Source organism: Burkholderia sp. BCC0419, assembly GCF_902830285.1.
In the GTDB taxonomy this organism is placed as follows: Bacteria; Pseudomonadota; Gammaproteobacteria; order Burkholderiales; family Burkholderiaceae; genus Burkholderia.
On sequence record NZ_CADESR010000010.1, the window covers coordinates 198,609 to 217,910 of the forward strand.

Sequence of the window (19,302 nt, forward strand, 5' to 3'; positions counted from 1 at the left end):
GATGCGGCGGTGGAAAACGGGCAGGCAGGTGCGGCGGACGCCGCGCCGAATCAGCGAATCAGCGAATCAGCGAATCAGCGAATCAGCGAATCAGCGAATCAGCGAATCAGCGAATCAGCGACGGTACAGGACGATCGGCACGAGGTGCGCACGGCGGACGCGCTCGGCTTCGGCGTGACGTGCGGCGTACGAGTAGTCGGCGTCGAGCGGCAGGTGCGGGGACACGAACAGGTCGTCGATTTTTTGCAGCAGGGCGAAGATGAAGCTCATGTGAGACTCCTGACAGATAGATCTAGGGTTTTCCCTTAGACAGCCGCTATTCTAAGGGTTTCCCCTGAACTCCGCCAGTGAGCTGCATCGGTTTGCCGCACGCGCGCGACAGCCGATCGCCGGTGTGAAACGGCGATCCTTGCTCCGTCAGGCTTCCAGGATAGGGTCGAAACGATTAGCGCGTGCGACGAGCCCGCTTCGCGACGGCCGCCTCGCGGTTCGCGTTGCGCTGAAGCCGGTCGACTTGCGACAGGAGCGCTTCGTGATGCTCCTCGAGCGTCATCAGCGTGGCCTGCTGCGTCGACAGATCGGCCGCGAGGCGATCGATCCGCTGCTGCTTGGCAGCCACGTCCTGCTTCAGGTGCGCGATCTGCCGCGTTTGCAGCACCAGCGCGACGAGCCCCGCCAGCACGACGACGGCCAGCGCGAGCAACAGACGGTTGACGCGGCGCATCTCGCGGTCGGCCGCGCGCGCCAGGCCGTCCACGTCGGACTGCAGCGCGGCGAGCCGGTCGGTCAGCGGGCGCAGGTGCGTGTCAGGATCGAAGGCCGGCGCGGCCGGTTGCGTACGCTCCGACGACGGCTTGGTCACGAACGATGCGGCGGATGCCACCGGCTGCGCAACCGGCGACGGCGAAGCGTCGGGCTGCTGGGCCGTATCGCGGGGCTTCGCGGAATGCGGGGCGATCGCCGGTTCGAGCGGCTGTGCTGGCCGTGCTGGCTGTGCTGGCTGTACCGGCGTCTGCGGCTCGACCGGCGCGGCGGCGATCGGCGGCGGGTTCGATTCAACCGCTTTCGGCTTCGAGTCGACGCTCGTCGCAACCGGTACGGTTTGCGTCGCCGCCGCTTCGTTGGCCCCGGCAGCCGCCCGGCGCTTGCCGCCCGACGACGCGCGGCGCTCCTTCACGGCATCACCCGAAGGTTTCCCTTCGCGGGATTTGACGGCCGCTACCTCGACCGCAGGCTTCACAACTTCGGCGTCTGCTGCTTGCGATTCGGCCATCTGCGCGGCGGCGCCACCCAATGCTTGCCGCTTCGTCTCCGCGTTCGCGGCACCGTCGACCACGGGCACATCGATCTGCATTACGCCGCCATCGCCCGCAGGCAAATCGGCTGCCTTCGTAGCAAGACCCTCTGCGAATGCGCCGTCGACGTTCGTGGCCATCCCGCCTTCAGGCGTCGAAACGGCCTCGATCTCCCCATCCGGCGCCGCCGTACCTTCAGCTTCCGCGTGCGTTGCCGCAGCAGCCGCATCCGCCGGCGGGACAAACCCGTCGAGCGTGGCCTGTCGCCCGTCGTCGGCACCGGCCGCCGCATCGGCTTCCACGATCGCTTCATCGCGCGCCGCCACCGGCATGCGCTCGCCCGGCTCCAGCACCGGATCGCCGAACAGGTCGAGCGTCCGTTCGTCGCGCGGCGCGTCGCCGGCCGGTGCGCTGCCGGATCGTGCCGTCGCCCTTGCGGACGTGCTGCCTGCGGCAGCGGCCGAGCGCTGGCGGGAACGGGTCGACGAACGGGTGGAACGGGAGCGGGAGCGAGGCGTGGAAACGGATTCGGTCATTTCTGGCAAATTATTGTCCAATAACATCCATCGGAATCCGATTATCTTTCAGCAAATCAAGAGCTTGCATCGTCAATCCGGCCATTTTACTCTGACACCATCCAGCCCTGTCCGGTGATGCTCGACGGGCTATGTGATGGGTCAAAAACCGATGCTAACCGACAAACAAGCCAAAGCGCTCAAACCCATCGACAAACCCGTCTTCGACGGCAAAGTGACCGGACTGCTGCTTACCCCAACGATGTCGGGCAGCAAGTGGACCCTACGCATCACCCGTCCCGTGACCGGCAAGTGACGTGACGCCGGGTTGGGCACCTGCCTCGACGTCTCCCTCTCTGAAGCACGCGAAAAAGCGCTTACGATGCGCGAGCTCATCGACAACGGCCAAGATCCAATTGACGAGCGCAATCAGGATCGCTTGCCACCCTGCGCTTCATGAGTCGGGAACGATGGATCGGTCGTGTCGCGCATGTCTGAGTGGCAATCCAGCGCCTCCCGATAGAACGCCGACCGCGCGGCGCTTCAGCGTGATGGGCTGGGGAACGCACCGCGTACGTCGGCCGGCATCAGCACGCGGGCCAGATGCGTCACGATTGCCGCGACGGAGCGGCCGGTCGTGTCAACCGTGAGATCGGCACAGGCCTCGTAGAGCGCGTGCCGTTGCTGCAGCAGGCCTTGCAGCGTAGCGACCGGATCGTCGGTCTGCAGAAGCGGGCGGGATCGGTCGTGCCGCGTTCTGGCGTGGATTTCGTCGACGGTGGCCGTCAGGTGCACGACCGTGAAGCGGCGCTTCAGCGTCGAACGCGTGCGTTCGCAAAGCACGGCACCGCCGCCTGTCGACAGCACGACATCGGGCCAGCCCGCGATTTCGTCGATCACGTCCGACTCCCGGGCGCGGAAGGCCCGTTCACCGTCGCGCGCGAAGCATTCCCGGATCGGGTAGCCCAGCCGCGCTTCGAGCAGGGCGTCGGCATCGACGAAGCTGATCGACAGGCGCTCTGCCAGATGCCGTCCCACCGTCGTCTTGCCGGTGCCCATCAGGCCGACGAGACAGAACCGGCGGCCGCTTTCGCGGTCCGTCCCGGGCGCACCAGGGTGGTTCGGCGCCGCCGCGTTCTCGGCGGCCAGGCCGTCGTGCGGCCGGGGAGCGTGAGCCATGTTCAGGCCTTGTCGGTAATGCGGCCCGATCCCGAAACGCTGCTTCAGCGACCGAGATCGAGCCGGCGTGGCACGACAGCCGATCGTCTGGAGGGCGCACACTGGCGTACCGACAGACAGGTCGGCCGAATCGACGGCTGCGATTACAGGCTGCCCTGATAGGCGAGCACGCCCGCCTTCAGGTCGTCCGGCAGCGGGATCGATACGTTGTTTCCGTAATCGAACGTGACGTGGGTCGACAGGCCGCGTGCGACCAGATGCTCATCGTTGTCCCGGCGCGCCAGCAGATACTCGATGTCGAAACTCCGCGTGCCGAACCGGACGACGCTTGCGCGCAGATTCAGCACCTCGCCGAGCCGCACCTGATCGACGTACTCGCATACCGTCTTTACAGTGATCTGCGAGATGCGTTCGCTGAACGGTGCGTCAAGCAACCCGTACATGAACTTCACGTACGCGTCCTGCAGGTACTGGTAATAGACCGCATTGCTGACGTGCCCCATGTAATCGATGTCCGAATAGCGGACGACGATCTGCTGAGTGAAATGGCGTTTCGTCATGATGTTCGACCTGCTCCTCATGAAAGTGAAATGGCACGTGCGTCACGCATGCCGGAACACGGGCGCTCGCTTCGCGAGAAACGCGGCCATGCCTTCTCGCCTGTCCTCGAACGCGAAGGTCGAGTAGAACAAGCGTTTTTCGAAATCGAGGCCGGCCGACAAGGGCATCTCGGCCGTGCGGTTGATCGCTTCCTTCAACAGGATCAGCGCCGGAAGCGAGTAGGCCGCCACCTCCTGGGCGTACGCGATCGCGTGCGGAACGACGTTCTCGTCGGCGACCACCTGCGTGACGAGGCCGGCGTCGTGCGCTTCCCGTGCCGTGACGACGCGGGCGCGCAGGCACCAATCCAGCGCACGCATTCTGCCGATCCAGCGCGGCAGGCGTTGCGTGCCGCCGAGCCCGGGAATCGTGCCGAGCGCCAGTTCCGGCTGTCCGAAGCGGGCCGACTCGCCCGCGATGATGGCGTCGCAGGCCTGGACGAGTTCGCACCCGCCTCCCGTCGCATAGCCTGTCACCGCGGCGATGACCGGTTTGCGCACGCGCCCGACGCATTCCCACGCGCCGGTGAGAAAGCGTTCGCGAACCACATCCGCGGCGTCGAGTTCGACCATCGCGGCGACGTCCGCGCCGGCGGCGAAGAACTTCGGATGCCCCGAGATGACGATCACGCTGATTTCATCATCGCCATCGAGGTGCGCCAGGTGGGCAGACAGGGCCGCCATCAGTTCCGCGTTGAGCACGTTCGCCTTCGTCGGCCGGTTGAGTTGCAGATGGGCAACCCGACCGATCCGTTCCGCGACGACGAGCAGTTCCTGCATGGGGTGCATGTTGATCTCCAGTCGGGATGGATCGAGGCGCTCAGTTCGCGAATGCGCTCAGGCCGGTGATCGCCTTGCCCAGCACAAGCGCGTGGATGTCATGCGTGCCCTCGTACGTATTCACGACTTCGAGATTGAGCAAGTGACGGATCACGCAGTACTCGTCCGAGATGCCGTTGCCGCCGAGCATGTCGCGCGCGACGCGGGCAATGTCCAGCGCCTTGCCGCACGAGTTGCGCTTCAGGATCGACGTCAGTTCGACGCTCGCGATGCCGTCGTCGGTCATTCGGCCGAAGCGAAGGCAGCCGAGCATCCCGAGCGAGATTTCGGTCAGCATGTCGGCGAACTTCTTCTGGATCAGTTGGTTGGCGGCGAGCGGCCTGCCGAACTGGCTGCGGGCGAGCGTGTAATCGCGCGCGGTTTCGTAGCAGGCAGCCGCGGCGCCGAGCGCGCCCCATGAGATCCCGTAGCGTGCGGAATTCAGGCAACTGAAGAGATCGGACAAACGCTTCACGCCGGGCAGCACCTGCGCATCGGGGATCATCACGTCGTCGAGCACGATTTTCCCTGTCGTCGACGCGCGCAGGGCCATCTTGCCTTCGATGACGGGCGTCGACAGCCCGACGGCATTTCGTTCGACGATAAAGCCGAGCACGCTGCCGTCCTCCGCCTTCGCCCAGACGACCAGCACATCCGCGATCGGCGCGTTCGTGATCCAGTTCTTCTCGCCGCTCAGGCGATAGCCACCCGGCACCTTGACCGCGCGCGTCTGCATCGCACCGGGATCGGAACCGAGGTTCGCCTCGGTCATCCCGAAGCAGCCCACCCATTCGCCGGACACGAGTTTCGGCAGATACCGTTCCCGCTGGGCGTCGGAACCGAAATGCAGGATCGGGAAGATGACGAGCGATGCCTGGATCGTCAGCAGCGACCGGTAGCCCGAATCCACGCGTTCGATTTCGTGCGAGGCAATGCCGTAGCAGACGGCGCTGCGCGCTTCGCCGCCGTACTGCTCGGGCACCATGCAGCCAAACAGGCCATACGCGCCCATTTCGCGGAAGATCGCGCGGTCCTCGTGCTCGTGCCGGAACGCGCTGCGCACGCGCGGCATAAGGACACCGGTCGCGAACGCGCGCACCCGTTCACGATACGTGTTTTCGTCGTCCGACAGTTCGCGGGTGAGCAGCAGCGGATCGAGCGGATCGAATTTCACCCTTGCCTTGGTCGTCGTCATGTTGTCGAATCCTTGATAGAGACGTGAATCGAGAGGTGAAAGGGAGCGGCAGCGGGATCGTCGGTGTCCGCCTGTCCGCCTCCGGGGACTACAGGCGCCGCCATAGCGATCGGCTTGCGCGTGTGTAGGTCGCGATGCGGCAATGCGTAACGACGTTCGCCAGTTCGTCGAGCAGCGCCTTGGTGGTGTCGAGATCGACGCACGCGTCGCGTGATGGCGGCGCGGGCGGCATGCGCAGGTCGACCAGTTCGCGCAGATCGAGCACCGCGCCGCCCAGCAGGTCACGATGCAAGCCGATCGATTCGGCCGCCTGCCGGGTATGCCGGAGCATGCGCAGGCCGCTTGCGCCGGGTGCGCGCAGGTCGAGCAGCACGCGCCGGCCGCCGGCCGGCAGCGCACCGTCGTCGAGCACGGTCAGGCGTTCCGTCAGGCACTCGCCCTCGGCGAGCGGCAGTGCCCAGCCGAGTTCCGGCAGGGGCACGGCCGGACAGAGCGTCGCGACGAGCGGCGCATCGGACGGGATTCGCAGCGGCGCGCGGCCGTCCCACAGCCACCACGCGGACGGCAAGCCGGACCCGCGCAGGGCGGCGTGCTCGACGGCCAGCGAGAAGCCGGTGCGGCGCACCCGGCGGCCGAGCGTTCGTTCGACGGCCTCCGGCAACGTGTGCTGGCAACTCGCCGCGAGAAACGGCACGATTTCCAGCTCGTCCTCGTACGCGGAGCGCAGCGTGTTCAGGCACTTCATCATGTCGCGACGCGCGAGCGCGTGCGGCGTGCAGCGAAGCAGCACGATCAGGCGATCGTCCTGCGATGCAAAGATCCGCTTGATGCGGTGCGTTGCATGGTCAGCGGGCCGGTTCATTGCGCGCGCTCCTTGCCGGCAGGGTCGGTCGGGAGCGGTACGGCGGGCGCCGCGCACGCGGTCGAGCGCGCATACGAGCCGAGCACCGCAAACGCCGACGCCCGTTGCGTCATCTCCGCCAGCGCCGCCGCGACCGGCGCCTCGTGCGGAAAGCCCGCAAGCTCGAGATAGAAGCAATACGTCCATACGCCGTTGCCGAGCGGGCGTGTTTCGAGGAATTCGATCGAGACGCCGTGGGCTTGCAGGGGGGCAAGCAAGCAGGCGAGACTGCCGGCGTGATGCTCGATCTCGGCCCGTATCAGCGTTTTGCCGTTGCTCGCCGCGACACGCGGCGCGTCGCCGACGATCAGGAATCGTGTGCGATTCGACGGCTGGTCCTGAATGGCGCGATGCAGCACCGCAACGCCGTATAGTTGCCCGGCGCGCTCGCCGGCGAGCGCTGCGTGGGTGGCGCTTTCGCTGGCCGCCTTCACCGCCGCGGCGTTGCTCGAGACAGCGCGTCGCTCGACGCCGGGCAAGTGGCGATCGAGCCAGTGCCTGCATTGCGCAAGCGCCTGCGCATGCCCGAGCACGCAGTCGACCGCGCTCAGATCCCGCGCATGCGACAGGAGACAATGCACGATCGGCAGGACGACTTCCCCGCTGGCGGGCAGGCCGGTGCAGGCGAGCAGATCGAGCGTGTCCGCGATGCAACCGTGCGCGGAATTCTCGAACGGCACGACCGCGCTGGGTGCGGCACCCGACGCAACCGCGTCGAATGCGTCATCGAGCGTCGCGCAACCGATGCGCAAGGCCGCGTCGCCGAAAAACCGGATCACCGCCTCTTCGCTATACGTGCCGCTGGGCCCGAGGAAGGCAATCGGTGCGGCCTGCTGCAGGCTCCTCGATGCGGAGAAGATCTCCTCCCAGATCTGTTCGACCTGCGCTGGCCGCAGCGGCCCCGGGTTGAGCTGCTTGAGTTCGTCGAGAATCCGTTGCTCTCGCGACGGCTGCAGGATCGCGAGCCCCGCGCGCAGCTTCGACAGGCCGATCTGCTGCGCATGCTCGCTGCGGCGATTGAGCAACCGGAGCAATTCCTGGTCGATCGCGCTGATCGACCGGCGGTGCCGGTCGACCTCGCGTTCATGGGCCGCGTGCGTGAGGTTGTCCATGGAGCGAAAAGAGAGTGTGTCGGGTTTCGCCGCACCGGGGCGCGTACTCGGCCTGGCGGTCGAGCGACGCGACGGGCGGTGGCCATCGGTCATGCGATCGAAGAGAGCGGCGCCAGATCGGCGCGGGCGCCGGCGGACGGGCGCCGGCGCGCACGGATCGCGGCGGCCAGCCGCTCGAGCGCCGTGACCGTGTCGTTCCAGCCGATGCAGGCATCGGTGACACTCTGGCCGTAGACGAGCCCGGCGCCGAGCGACTGGTTGCCGGCGACGAGGTTCGACTCGATCATCACGCCGGCGACACAGGCATCGCCGGCCGCGACGCGCGCGGCAATCGATTCGCACACGGGCAACTGGTTCTCGTGCTGCTTGCCGCTGTTGCCGTGGCTCGCGTCTATGACGACGCGGGGCGCAAGCCCGTGCGTCGCAAGCAGTTCGCAGGCGGCGCCCACGCTCTGCGCGTCGTAGTTGGGCACCTTGCCGCCGCGCAGCACCAGATGGCCGTGGTCATTTCCGCCCGTCGACTGCCTGACGAACCGGCCATCGCCATCGACGCCGAGAAAGCGATGGCGGCTGCGTGCCGAGCGGATCGCGTCGATCGCAACCTTCAGGCCGCCGTCGGTGCCGTTCTTGAATCCGATCGGGCAGCCTAGCCCGGACGCCATTTCACGGTGGATCTGCGATTCGGTCGTGCGAGCGCCGATCGCGCCCCACGATACGAGGTCCGCGAGATAGTGCTGGCTCAGGACGTCGAGGAACTCGGTGGCAACCGGCAAACGCAGCGACGTGACATCCAGCATCAACTGGCGCGCGATCCGCAGCCCGGCATCGATGTCATGCGATTCGTCCAGATGCGGATCGTTGATCAGGCCTTTCCAGCCGAGACAGGTTCTCGGCTTCTCGAAATAGACGCGCATCACGATTTCCAGGTCGCGATGCAGCGTGCGCCGAACCTCGGACAGGCGCGCCGCATAATCCAACGCAGCGGTGCGCTCGTGCACCGAGCAGGGGCCGACGATCACGAGAAGCCGGTCGTCGTCTCCGTCCAGAATGCGCCGGATCGCATCCCGCGATTCGGCGACGAAGCGCTCCTCGTCGCGCTCGGCCGGCAGTTCGCACCGCAGGCGTGCAGGAGAGGAGACGAACACGGGGGGATCGCGTTGCTCGTTCATGGCTTCCTCGCTAATCATTGGTATTGCAAATTGATGAATAGGCTATCGAACCGACGTAGGCAGATTGCGTTACGTCACATTCTCAAAAATGCGGCAATGCACTCCGGCGGGCTTATTGGCCGATTAAATCCATCCGATGCGTAATTGGGTGACATTCCGGCCGCACCAATCCATCTCCATGAATATTCGATGGAGTGGCAAGCGCAATCCGAAAGCTTTTTGAATGCAATTCGTCAAAAACGAGTGTAATCAAAAAGCGCACCCCGCCGTCCCGGCAAATTGCCGGAGCAGCGTGAATCACGCGATCCCGATTGCTGGATCCCGGAAGGCAGATCGGTCTGCGCCATATCGCCGGACCGGCTTCGTCATAGCTGTCGGCGCGCGCATGGCACGCCCGGCGCAAACCTGCGCCGGCGGCTTACCCGGTGCGAAAGAGGCCGGATTGCGATAAAACCGGTCGGTTGGCGGCGCAGATGGCGTTATTCATGGGGTCCTCTCAATAATATTCGTTCTGAATCGCTATCACTCGTGGCGAGTTGACAGAATTATGGAGTTCCCTGAGTATGTGTTGAATATCGAAATAATTATTTCAATCACAACAAATCTGGATGATTGGCCATGGCTACACTCGACGTCGATGCCGTTCGCGTATTTCTGCTGGTTGCCGAATTGGAAAGCTTTACAAAAGCGGCAGATTTTCTCGATACGACACAGGGCGTGGTCAGCGTGAAATTGAAACGCCTCGAGGGGCGCCTGGGATACCGGTTGCTCGATCGCACGCCGCGCAGCGTGAGACTGTCGCGGGAAGGGAATGCATTCGTCGAGTCCGCGCGCGAATTCGTCGCCGCGCATGACCGCGCGCTGCGTGGGCCGGCGCTACCTCCCGCGCGTCTGATGCTCGGCGTGAGCCACAATCTCGTCGGCACGGAATTGACGGCCTTGCTGTCGATGCTTCATGTGTTCGATCCCGGGCTGACGATCGAAGTGCGCGTCGACAATTCCCGCCGGCTGCTCGCCGAACTCGATGGCCGCAATCTCGACGCCGCGATCGTCCGGCACGTCGACGGACGCGACGACGGCTGCGTGATCGCCAACGAACAGATCGGCTGGTACGCCGCGCCGAGCTTGCATTACGAGCCGGGAACGCCGCTCCGTATTGCTTCGTTGCCCGCCACGTGCAGGGTGCGCGCGATGGCGTCGCGGGCGCTCGACGACGCGGGCATTCCCTGGCTGGAGGTCTTCGTGGGTGGGGGCGTGAATACGGTCGCGGCCGCCGTATCCGCGGGCCTGGCCGTCGCGGCGCTGGCCCGGCCCGCCGCGCCGGCCGGATCCGTCGAGGTCGGCACCCGGTTCGGATTGCCGCCGCTGCCGGGTTCCGATGTCATGTTGCACAGCGGCTCGCTGGACGAGCGCGCCAAACAGGCGCTGCGCGTCATCGCCGCTTCGTATCGCGGCAAGGATCGCGTCGCGGTCACGGCGTGAGCGCCCCGCGCCGCACGCGGGCACGTCCGCGCCGCGACCTCGCGCGCCGGGTCAGATGCCGCGCACGGCACGCGTCGTCCGATCGCGACGCTGCACCATCCAGATGCTGACCAGGAACCCCGCGACGAGCGGCACGAGCATCCATTCGAGGCCGATGCGCATCGCGTGCGCGTGCGCTGCTGCGCCGCCGCCCTCGCCGAGCGCGCCGAAGAACGCACCGCCGATGCAGGCGGCCGCGAACGCGGCGCCGATATAGAGCATCGCGACGATCGCACCGGCAGTCATGCCGGCATGGCGCGCGTCGACGTCCGCAAGCACGATCCGCTGCAGCGACGGCAGCGCCAGCCCTTGCCCGGTCCCGGCAATCAGGAGACCGATATAAAACGGCAGTTCCGGTGCGCCATGGCCCAGTTGCGACGCGCAGAGCCCGAAGCCGCCGGCGAGGCAACCGAACCCGAGCGGCATCAGGCCCTCGCCGATGCGGCGGGCAAGCCATGGCGTCGCGAGCGGCCCGAGCAGATAGCCGGCACCGTAGGGAGCGAGGCCGAGGCCCGATTGCAGCGGGGTCCAGCCGAGCCCCTCCTGCAGGTAGATGCCATAGGTGAGAAAGAACGCGGCGATGCTGTAGAAGAGGAACGCGAGCAGCAAGCCGATTGCCACGACCGGCTGGCTCAACACCGCCACATCGACGAGCGGATCGCGCCCCTGCCGCGCAATCCGGCGTTCGATCCGGATGAACGCGACGAACGCCGGCATGCACAGGCCGAGACTCCAGAACGTCCATGCGGGCCAGTGCAGTTCGCGGCCGACGGTCAGCGGATAGATCAGCAGCATCAGCGCAATCGTCAGCGCGACCATGCCCGGGACGTCGATGCGCGCGCCGCGCGCCGCGCGGCTCTCGGGCAGATACCGCCAGGTTCCCGCCAGCGCGAGCATGCCGATCGGCACGTTCACGAGAAATACCACGCGCCAGTCGAGTCCCCAGGGATGCAGGTCGATCAGCGCGCCGCCGCCGACTTGCCCTGCCACCGACGCGAGCCCGAACACGAACCCATAGAGGCCCATGAGGCGCGCCTGCATCTGCACCGGAAAGACGGTGCGGATCGACGCGAGGACCTGCGGCGTGATCAGCGCCGCGCTGATGCCCTGCACGACGCGGCTCGCGACCAGCACCTCGCCGCTCATCGCCATGCCGCACAGCGCCGATGCAACGACGAAGGCTGCCATGCCGATCATGAAGATCCGCCGGCGTCCGTACAGATCGCCGAGGCGCCCGCCGGTGATCAGGACGACGGCATAGGCGAGCGCGTATGCGGAGACCGTGAGCTGGATCTGCGCGTCGCTGGCTTTCAGGCCGACGTGAATCGCAGGCAGCGCCAGATTGACGATGAAGTAATCCAGCGGCGGCAGGAATACGCCTGTATAGAGCGACGCAAGCGCGAGGCCGCGGCGCAGGGAAGACGCTTCGATAGTCATGCGCGTAATCGGGAAAGGAGTGATATGGTCTGCACGATAGCAACAGGTGGCACGATTATCTAAGCCCACTTTCGAAAACTGGATCAATCCACTTTCAGGCCATGAGCAAACGCGCCACACCGCCCGTCTGGGGCGCTTTCGCCGTCGATCCCGCCGCGGCGCTGCCGTTTCAGGAGCAGATCGCCCGGCACCTGCGCGAGGCGGTGCTGCGCGGCCACCTGCGTCCCGGCGCGCGCCTGCCATCGACGCGATCGTTCGCGGCCGAACTGGGCGTGTCGAGGCAGACCGTCGTGCTGGCGTACGACAGGCTCGTCGCGGAGGGCTATGCGCGCGGGCAGCGCGGCTCCGGCATCTACGTGCCGGACGTGTTGCCGGAGGATCTGGCGCCGCCCGCCGCCGCGGCGCCGCTGTCCGTTACCGCAGCGCGCGGCGAAGCGTACCCGGCGCTGTCCGAGCGGGGCCGCCGCCTGGCCGGGCTGCCGGTTACGCCGGTGCCGCGCGGGCCGGGCCTGCTCGCGCCCGGCACGCCCGCGTTCGATGCGTTTCCGTACGACACGTGGACTCGCCTGTCCGCCCGTTTCTGGCGCAGCCGGCCGACCGCCGACCAGCTCGGCTACGCCGATCCGGCCGGATACCGCCCGCTGCGCGAGACGATCGCCGAACATCTGGGCGTGACGCGCGGCCTGGCGTGCGATGCCGACGACGTCGTGATCACGTCCGGCTCGCAGCACGCGATCGAGCTGGCCGCGCGCCTGCTGATCGACGCGGGCGATACGGTATGGATCGAGAACCCGGGATTCGTCGCGGGACACAGCGCGGTCGAAAGCGCGGGCGCACGTGTCGTACCGGTGCCGGTCGACGCGGAGGGCCTCGACGTCGAGGCCGGTGCACGGCTGGCCGCGGACGCGCGCCTCGCGGTGGTTACACCGTCGCATCAGTACCCGCTCGGCGTGACGATGAGCCTGCGGCGCCGGCTCGCGCTGCTGGACTGGGCCGAGCGTGCGGACGCCTGGATCATCGAGGACGATTGCGACGGCGACTACCGCTACGCCGGGCGGCCGCTGCACCCGCTACGCGCGCTCGGCCGGCAATCGGCCGCGAATCGCGTGATCTACGTCGGCACGTTCGCGAAGGTCCTGGCGCCCGGATTGAGGATCGGCTTCCTGATCGCGCCGCCGGGGCTCGCCGGGGCGTTTGCGCACGCCCGCGCGCTGGTTGACCGGCAATCGCCGACGCCGTTGCAGGTCACGCTCGCGGAATTCATCGGCGAAGGGCATTTCGCGACGCATCTGCGCCGCATGCGGATGCTTTATGCAGAGCGTCGGGATGCGCTGCTGGCCGCGCTCGAATGCCACTGCGCGGACGTACTCGATTGGGGAGACGCGCCCGATGCCGGCCTGCATCTCGTCGCGAAGCTGCGTGGCGCGACTGCACCGGACGCGGATCTCGCGGTATGGGAAGCCGCTGCGGCGCTCGGGCTGCAGACGCCGCCGCTGTCGCCGCATTACCGCGGCGGCGGCGAGGCCGGGCTGGTGATCGGTTTTGGCGCGACGCTGCCGGGCAACATGCGGGACGCCGCGCTGCGGCTGCGGCGCGCCATCGTGGCCTGACGGCGCGACGCCGGGCAGACGGCGCGAACATCCTGATGCCCGGCGACGCGCGGCAGCTCGGCCTCGTGCCGGTGTCGCTCGCCGCGACGATGCGTACGATCGAACTGAACGACGTCGCGGTGCCGATGAACACGCTCGCGCGCTCGATCGGCCGGATGGCGGCGGGCGGCGCGGCGGGCCTCGACGCGTTGTGGAACGCACGTCGCACGGTGGCCGTGCACGCCGCCTGGGGTCAGGCTATCGGAGTCGCGCCGACCCGGTTCGCGGCGCGAGCGCGCGTACCGTGGCGCGCGGAGACCGCCTCGATGCCGCGCCCGACGATCCGCGCGGTGGCGTCGCCCATCTTGCGCGGCGCCGCGTGAAATGCGCATAGACGCGCGTGCCCCACCAGCAGCGCCTGAAGAAAATAGGCGTCGATTTCGGTTTCGCCCGCCGACGCTTTCGCGCCGTTTTCGCCGGCGTCGCCGGGTTTGTTCAGGATCGCGACGAGCGTCTCGTGCATCTCCTGAAACAGGTCGATCGCGAGGTGCGCCGTCAACGGCTCGGCGAGGAAAATCTCGTCGTACGGCAGCAGCTTGCCGCCGGGCCGGCAGATCGCCTTCGCTTCCGCGCGGCGCGCGCCGCCCGACAATAGCAGGCGGCAGAACGCCTTGATGCTCCCGCGCCGGCTGCCGCGCCGCACCAGTGCCAGTAACTGGTCGCGAAACGACTCCCGCACACGGACAAAGAGCGCCAGTAGCAAATCGCCCTTGTCCTTGAAGTGCCAATACACCGCGCCGCGCGTGACACCGGCCGCCTCGGCAATGTCCTCGAGCGACGCGGCGCCATAGCCGCATGCATCGAAAAGGCGCTCGCTCGCGTCGAGAATGGCTTCCCGGGTCAACAGCGCCGCTTCCTTGGTCTTGCGAGCCATTTTTTCGTCATGCCCGCGGTCAGTTCGCCCGCGCTGCCATGACCGATGCGAACGGTACGGCCACCTTGCCGTCGTCCACCGGCTGGTCGGCCGGGCGCGGCGTCTCGCCGGCCCGCTGGATCCAGCCGCCGCCCAATGCGCGGTACAGGTCGACGAGGTTGGTCCACCGTGCCAGCCGTGCGTTGGTCAGCGACTGCTGCGCCGCATACAGGTCGGTCTGCGCGGTCAGCACCGACAGGTAGCTGTCCACGCCGTTCTTGTAGCGCAGGTCCGACAGGTCGAAGCGACGCTGCTGCGCGCGCTCGTTGCGCTCCAGCGCGGCGATCTGCTGGTCGTACGTGCCGCGTGCGGCAAGCCCGTCCGACACTTCGCGGAACGCCGACTGGATCGCCTTCTCGTAGTTCGCGATCTCGATGCGCTTCTGCACGTTCGCGAGATCGAGGTTCGCGATGTTCGCGCCGCCCTCGAAGATCGGCAGCGCGATGTTCGGCGCGAACGACCACGCCGCCGTGCCGGCCTTGAACAGGCCGCCCAGCGTCGGGCTCGCGGTGCCGAACGCACTCGTCAACGAGATGCGCGGGAAGAACGCCGCACGCGCCGCGCCGATGTTCGCGTTGGCCGCGAGCAGGTTCTGCTCCGCTTCCATGATGTCCGGACGACGCGTCAGCAGGTCCGACGGCAACCCGGCCGGCACGTCCGTCAGCAGGTTCTGCGCGTCGAGCGGCAGGCCCGCCGGCAGATCGTCCGGCAGCGGCTCGCCGATCAGCAGCACCAGCGCGTTCACCGCCTGCGCGCGGGCGCGCGCCTGCGCCTGCTGGTTCGCGAGCGCCGTCTCGACGATCGTCTGCGCCTGGCGCAGGTCGAGCTCGGAGCCCGTGCCGTTATCGAACTGCAGCTTGGTCAGGTCGTACGACGCCTGCGCGGATTTCAGCGTGTTCTCCGTGACCTGCAGCAGGTCATCGGTCGACAGCAGCGTCAGGTATTGATCGGCCACCTGCGACACCAGCGAGATCTCCGACGCCTTGCGGGCCTGCGCGGTCGCGAGGTATTGCGCGAGCGCCTGGTCCTTCAGGCTCTGGATCCGGCCGAACAGGTCGAGCTCCCACGACGCCGACAGTCCGACGTTGTAAGTGCGCGATATGTAGGCCTGATTGGTCGGCGAGACACCTTGCGGATAGCGCTGGATATTGCCCGTGCCCGTACCGTCGAGCGTCGGGAACAGCCCCGCGCGCGTGATCTGGTACTGCGCACGCGCCGCCTCGATGTTCAGCACCGACACGCGCAGGTCGCGGTTGTTCTTCAGCGCGATCTCGATCAGCCGTTGCAGGCGAGGATCGACGAAGAACTCGCGCCAGCCGATGCCGGCCGCCGCCTGGCCGTTCGCGCTGCGCGCGCCGGCCTTCGCCGCCGGCTGCGTCGCGTACACGCCGCCGGACGGAAACGCCTGTGCGACGGGCGCATCCGGCCGCTTGTAATGCGGCGCCATCGTGCAGCCCGTGGCGAAGAGCGCGGCGGCGAGTGCGATCGCGCTTGCAGTCAAAGCGTGTTTTTGCATCATCACTGTCCGTTGTTGCCGGCGTCTTCGTCGTTGTGCGGTCGATCTTCGTGACGCGAATGCGCCTGCGCGAGACGCAGTGCGAGATCGGCATCTTCCTGCTCGCCGCTGAAGATCTGGCGTACCTTCACGAAGAACATCGGGATCATGAAAATCGCGAGGAACGTCGCGGTGATCATCCCGCCGATCACACCGGTGCCGATCGCGTGCTGGCTCGCCGAGCCCGCGCCGTTGCTGATCGCGAGCGGCAGCACGCCGAGAATGAATGCGAGCGACGTCATCATGATCGGCCTCAGCCGCAGGCGCGCCGCTTCCAGCGCAGCCTCGATCGGCCCCATCTTCTCCGTTACCTGCAGCTCCCGCGCGAACTCGACGATCAGGATCGCGTTCTTCGCGGACAAGCCCACGGTCGTCAGCAGGCCGACCTGGAAAAACACGTCGTTCTCGAGGCCGCGCAGCGTCGTCGCGAGCAGTGCGCCAATCACGCCGAGCGGCACGACCATGATCACCGAGAACGGGATCGACCAGCTTTCATACAGCGCAGCGAGACACAAAAACACGACGAGGATCGAGATCGCGTACAGGATCGGCGCCTGCGAGCCCGACTGGATTTCCTGGAACGACAGCCCCGTCCACGAATAGCCGACGCCTTCCGGCAGCTTCTTCGCGAGTGCTTCCATCGCGGCCATCGCCTGGCCGGTCGACTTGCCCGGCGACGCCTGCCCCAGAATCTCGAACGACGACACGCCGTTGTAGCGCTCCAGCTTCGGCGAACCGTAGGTCCAGTGGCCGGTCGCGAACGCGCTGAACGGTACCATCCCGCCCGACCCGTTGCGCACGTACCAGACGTTCAGGTCGTCCGGCGTCGTCCGGAACGGCGCGTCGGCCTGCACGTACACCTTCTTGATCCGGCTGTCGGTGTCGAGGAAGTTGTTCACGTACTTCGACGCCCACGCGATCGAGAACGTCTGGTCGATCGCATCCGGCATCACGCCGAGCGCATCCGCCTTTTCGCGGTCGATGTCCACCTTGTACTGCGGCGTGTCGTTCAGGCCGTTCGGGCGCACCAGCGCGAGCAGGGGATCCTTCGACGCCATCTCGACCAGCTGGTTGCGCGCGGCAATCAGCGCGTCGTGGCCGAGACCGGCGTTGTCCGTCAGCTCGAAGTCGAAGCCGGACGCGTTGCCGAGTTCCCGAATCGACGGCGGGTTGAACGGAATCACCATCGCATCCTTGTACTTCGCGTAATGCGCGGCGGTCCTTCGCAGCAGCGCCTGTACCTTCTGATCCGAACGCTGGCGCGCCGAGAAGCCCTTCAGCTTCACGAACACGAGACCCGAGTTCTGGCCGCGGCCCGCGAAGCTGAAGCCGTTGATCGTGAACACCGAGTCGACCACGTCCTTCTCGGCGGTAGTCAGGTACGTGTTGATGTTGTCGAGCGTCTTGCCGGTCGTTTCCTGTGTCGAGCCGGACGGCGTCTGCACGATCACGAACATGTAGCCCTGGTCTTCGTCCGGCAGGAACGACTTCGGCAGGCGCGCGAACAACAGGCCGACCGCGACGAGCACGGCCAGGTAGATGACGAGCCAGCGACCCGAGCGCTTGATCACGTGGTGCACGCCGACGTGGTACTGATCGCGGCTCTTGTCGAAGGTCCGGTTGAACCAGCCGAAGAAACCTTTCTTCTCTTCGTGATGCCCCTTCTCGATCGGCTTGAGGATCGTCGCGCACAGTGCCGGCGTCAGAATCAACGCGACCAGCACCGACAGCACCATCGCCGATACGATCGTCAGCGAGAACTGACGATAGATCGCGCCGACCGAGCCGCCGGAGAATGCCACCGGCACGAACACCGCCGACAGCACGAGCGCCACGCCGACGAGTGCGCCGGTGATCTGGCCCATCGCCTTGCGGGTCGCCTCCTTCGGCGACAAGCCCTCCTCGACCATCACCCGCTCGACGTTCTCCACCACCACGATCGCGTCGTCGACCAACAGGCCGATCGCGAGCACGAGGCCGAACATCGACAGCGTGTTGATCGAAAAGCCGACCGCCGCCATGATCGCGAACGTGCCGAGCAACACGACCGGCACCGCGATCGTCGGGATGATCGTCGCCCGCAGGTTCTGCAGGAACAGGTACATCACGAGGAACACCAGCACGATGCCTTCGAGCAGCGTCTTGACCACTTCCTCGATCGACAGGCGCACGAACGGCGTCGTATCGAACGGATAGTGGACGACCAGCCCGTGCGGGAAGTATCGCGACAGCTCAGCCACCTTCGCCTGGATCGCGCTCACGGTCGCCAGCGCGTTGGCGCCGGTCGCGAGCTGGATGCCGAGCCCGGCCGTGGGTTGCCCCATGTACTTCGTGTCGAAGTTGTAGTTTTCCGTCCCCAGGGACACCCTGGCGACGTCCTTGACGCGCACCTGCGAGCCGTCCTGGTTGACCTTCAGCAGGATGTTGCCGAACTGCTCGGGTGTGCGCAGCAGCGTCGCCTCGGTGATGGTCGCCTGCAGCACGGTGCCGGGCTTCGCCGGCGTGCCGCCGATCTGGCCGCCCGCGACCTGCACGTTCTGCTGCGTGATCGCGGCCGTCACGTCGGATGGCGTGAGGCCGTAGTTCGTCAGCTTCGTCGCATCGAGCCACACGCGCATCGCATATTGCGAACCGAGCAGCAGTGTCTGGCCGACGCCGTTGATGCGGCTGATCGGATCGAGGACGTGCGACGCGACGTAGTTCGTCAAGTCGTCCTTCGACATGCTGCCGTCGTCGGAGTTGAACGCAATCCACAGCAGGAAGCTGCTGCTCGACTTCGTCACCGACATGCCGAGCTGCTGCACGACCTGCGGCAGGTTCGGCGTCGCGAGCGACAGCTTGTTCTGCACCTGGACCTGCGCGATGTCCGGGTTCGTGCCCGGCGCGAACGTGATCGTGATGGTCGCGTTGCCCGAGTCGTCGCTCGTCGACGACATGTACAGGAAGTGGTCGAGACCGCTCATCTGCTGCTCGATCACCTGCGTCACCGTGTCTTCCACCGTCTTCGCGGAAGCGCCCGGGTAGTTCGCGGTGATCTGCACGGCCGGCGGCGCGATCGTCGGATACTGCGCGATCGGCAGCGTGAAGATCGACGCGACGCCGGCCAGCATCAGCACGATGGCGATCACCCATGCAAAGATCGGGCGATCGATAAAAAACTTGGCCATGAAGCAGGCTCCCTGTTAGTGAGCGCTCGATGCGGCGGCAGCGCTCGCCGGTGCGGCGCCCGACGCTGCAGCCGGCGAGGCGGCCGGCGACGCCGCGGCAGGCGACGAACCCGACGACGGCGTGACGGCCGCCGCTGCAGCCCCTGCGGCGGCGCCCTGCGCCTGCGCAAGCTGGGCCGCAACGGTCTTCACGGTCGCGCCCGGGCGCACCTTGTCGACGCCTTGCACGATCACGTGATCGCCCGCCTGCAGACCGCCTTCGACGACCCAGTTCTG

General features: G+C 66.7%; 16 protein-coding genes and 2 pseudogenes. 4 read left to right on the plus strand and 14 right to left on the minus strand.

Features of this window, described 5'->3' with window-relative positions:
• Positions 1-114 precede the first annotated feature (114 nt).
• Both HWW87_RS31725 and HWW87_RS31730 read right to left on the minus strand, forming a co-directional pair.
• Complete coding sequence (locus tag HWW87_RS31725) at positions 115-270, minus strand: hypothetical protein (protein ID WP_174385615.1); 156 nt, start codon at positions 268-270, stop codon at positions 115-117.
• Positions 271-445: 175 nt separating this feature from the next.
• The gene (locus tag HWW87_RS31730; RefSeq protein WP_175823611.1) at positions 446-1,831 is read right to left on the minus strand and encodes a flagellar hook-length control protein FliK; all 1,386 of its coding nucleotides are present in this window, start codon (positions 1,829-1,831) and stop codon (positions 446-448) included.
• Between the two features lie 151 nt (positions 1,832-1,982).
• On the opposite strand from HWW87_RS31730, the gene HWW87_RS31735 reads away from it, so the two are divergent.
• On the plus strand, positions 1,983-2,126 hold the full coding sequence (locus HWW87_RS31735; protein WP_175823612.1) for a DUF4102 domain-containing protein: 144 nt from the start codon (positions 1,983-1,985) through the stop codon (positions 2,124-2,126).
• Between the two features lie 227 nt (positions 2,127-2,353).
• On the opposite strand, the gene HWW87_RS31745 is transcribed toward HWW87_RS31735, so the two are convergent.
• The 7 genes from HWW87_RS31745 to HWW87_RS31775 form a co-directional block, all read right to left on the minus strand.
• A complete protein-coding gene (locus tag HWW87_RS31745) occupies positions 2,354-2,989 on the minus strand; it encodes a shikimate kinase (protein WP_175823614.1) in 636 nt (211 codons plus the stop codon).
• A gap of 143 nt (positions 2,990-3,132) precedes the next feature.
• Positions 3,133-3,549: a thioesterase family protein gene (locus HWW87_RS31750; RefSeq protein ID WP_175823615.1), complete on the minus strand. Its 417-nt coding sequence runs from the start codon at positions 3,547-3,549 to the stop codon at positions 3,133-3,135.
• A 42-nt stretch (positions 3,550-3,591) separates the two neighbouring features.
• Entirely contained in the window at positions 3,592-4,368 is a 777-nt protein-coding gene (locus HWW87_RS31755; protein ID WP_175823616.1) for an enoyl-CoA hydratase-related protein, read from the minus strand.
• A 40-nt stretch (positions 4,369-4,408) separates the two neighbouring features.
• Positions 4,409-5,602, minus strand: coding sequence for an acyl-CoA dehydrogenase family protein (locus HWW87_RS31760; RefSeq protein WP_175823617.1), 1,194 nt, complete (start codon positions 5,600-5,602; stop codon positions 4,409-4,411).
• A gap of 88 nt (positions 5,603-5,690) precedes the next feature.
• A complete protein-coding gene (locus HWW87_RS31765) occupies positions 5,691-6,464 on the minus strand; it encodes a hypothetical protein (RefSeq protein WP_175823618.1) in 774 nt (257 codons plus the stop codon).
• The gene (locus tag HWW87_RS31770) at positions 6,461-7,615 is read right to left on the minus strand and encodes a bifunctional chorismate mutase/prephenate dehydratase (protein ID WP_175823619.1); all 1,155 of its coding nucleotides are present in this window, start codon (positions 7,613-7,615) and stop codon (positions 6,461-6,463) included. The genes HWW87_RS31765 and HWW87_RS31770 overlap by 4 nt, the downstream gene beginning before the upstream one ends.
• Positions 7,616-7,704: 89 nt before the next feature.
• On the minus strand, positions 7,705-8,784 hold the full coding sequence (locus tag HWW87_RS31775; protein ID WP_175823620.1) for a 3-deoxy-7-phosphoheptulonate synthase: 1,080 nt from the start codon (positions 8,782-8,784) through the stop codon (positions 7,705-7,707).
• A gap of 618 nt (positions 8,785-9,402) precedes the next feature.
• On the opposite strand from HWW87_RS31775, the gene HWW87_RS31780 reads away from it, so the two are divergent.
• Positions 9,403-10,266 carry a LysR family transcriptional regulator gene (locus HWW87_RS31780; RefSeq protein WP_175823621.1) on the plus strand — a complete coding sequence of 288 codons (864 nt, stop codon included), beginning with the start codon at positions 9,403-9,405 and terminating at the stop codon, positions 10,264-10,266.
• A gap of 51 nt (positions 10,267-10,317) precedes the next feature.
• Here the strand turns inward: HWW87_RS31780 and HWW87_RS31785 are convergent, their stop codons facing one another.
• The gene (locus HWW87_RS31785) at positions 10,318-11,829 is read right to left on the minus strand and encodes an MFS transporter (RefSeq protein ID WP_175823622.1); all 1,512 of its coding nucleotides are present in this window, start codon (positions 11,827-11,829) and stop codon (positions 10,318-10,320) included.
• A 14-nt stretch (positions 11,830-11,843) separates the two neighbouring features.
• Here HWW87_RS31785 and HWW87_RS31790 point away from each other — a divergent pair, with 14 nt between their 5' ends.
• Both HWW87_RS31790 and HWW87_RS31795 read left to right on the plus strand, forming a co-directional pair.
• The gene (locus HWW87_RS31790; protein ID WP_175823623.1) at positions 11,844-13,352 is read left to right on the plus strand and encodes a PLP-dependent aminotransferase family protein; all 1,509 of its coding nucleotides are present in this window, start codon (positions 11,844-11,846) and stop codon (positions 13,350-13,352) included.
• A 14-nt stretch (positions 13,353-13,366) separates the two neighbouring features.
• Positions 13,367-13,579, plus strand: a pseudogene (locus HWW87_RS31795) (hypothetical protein); the annotation flags it as partial.
• A 5-nt stretch (positions 13,580-13,584) separates the two neighbouring features.
• Here HWW87_RS31795 and HWW87_RS37475 read toward each other — a convergent pair.
• The 4 genes and pseudogenes from HWW87_RS37475 to HWW87_RS31815 form a co-directional block, all read right to left on the minus strand.
• Positions 13,585-14,265, minus strand: coding sequence for a TetR family transcriptional regulator (locus HWW87_RS37475; protein ID WP_175823624.1), 681 nt, complete (start codon positions 14,263-14,265; stop codon positions 13,585-13,587).
• Positions 14,266-14,284: 19 nt separating this feature from the next.
• Entirely contained in the window at positions 14,285-15,823 is a 1,539-nt protein-coding gene (locus HWW87_RS31805; protein ID WP_175823625.1) for an efflux transporter outer membrane subunit, read from the minus strand.
• Positions 15,823-19,026: an efflux RND transporter permease subunit gene (locus tag HWW87_RS31810; protein ID WP_175823626.1), complete on the minus strand. Its 3,204-nt coding sequence runs from the start codon at positions 19,024-19,026 to the stop codon at positions 15,823-15,825. The genes HWW87_RS31805 and HWW87_RS31810 overlap by 1 nt, the downstream gene beginning before the upstream one ends.
• A 15-nt stretch (positions 19,027-19,041) precedes the next feature.
• A pseudogene (locus HWW87_RS31815) lies at positions 19,042-19,302 on the minus strand (efflux transporter periplasmic adaptor subunit); the annotation flags it as partial.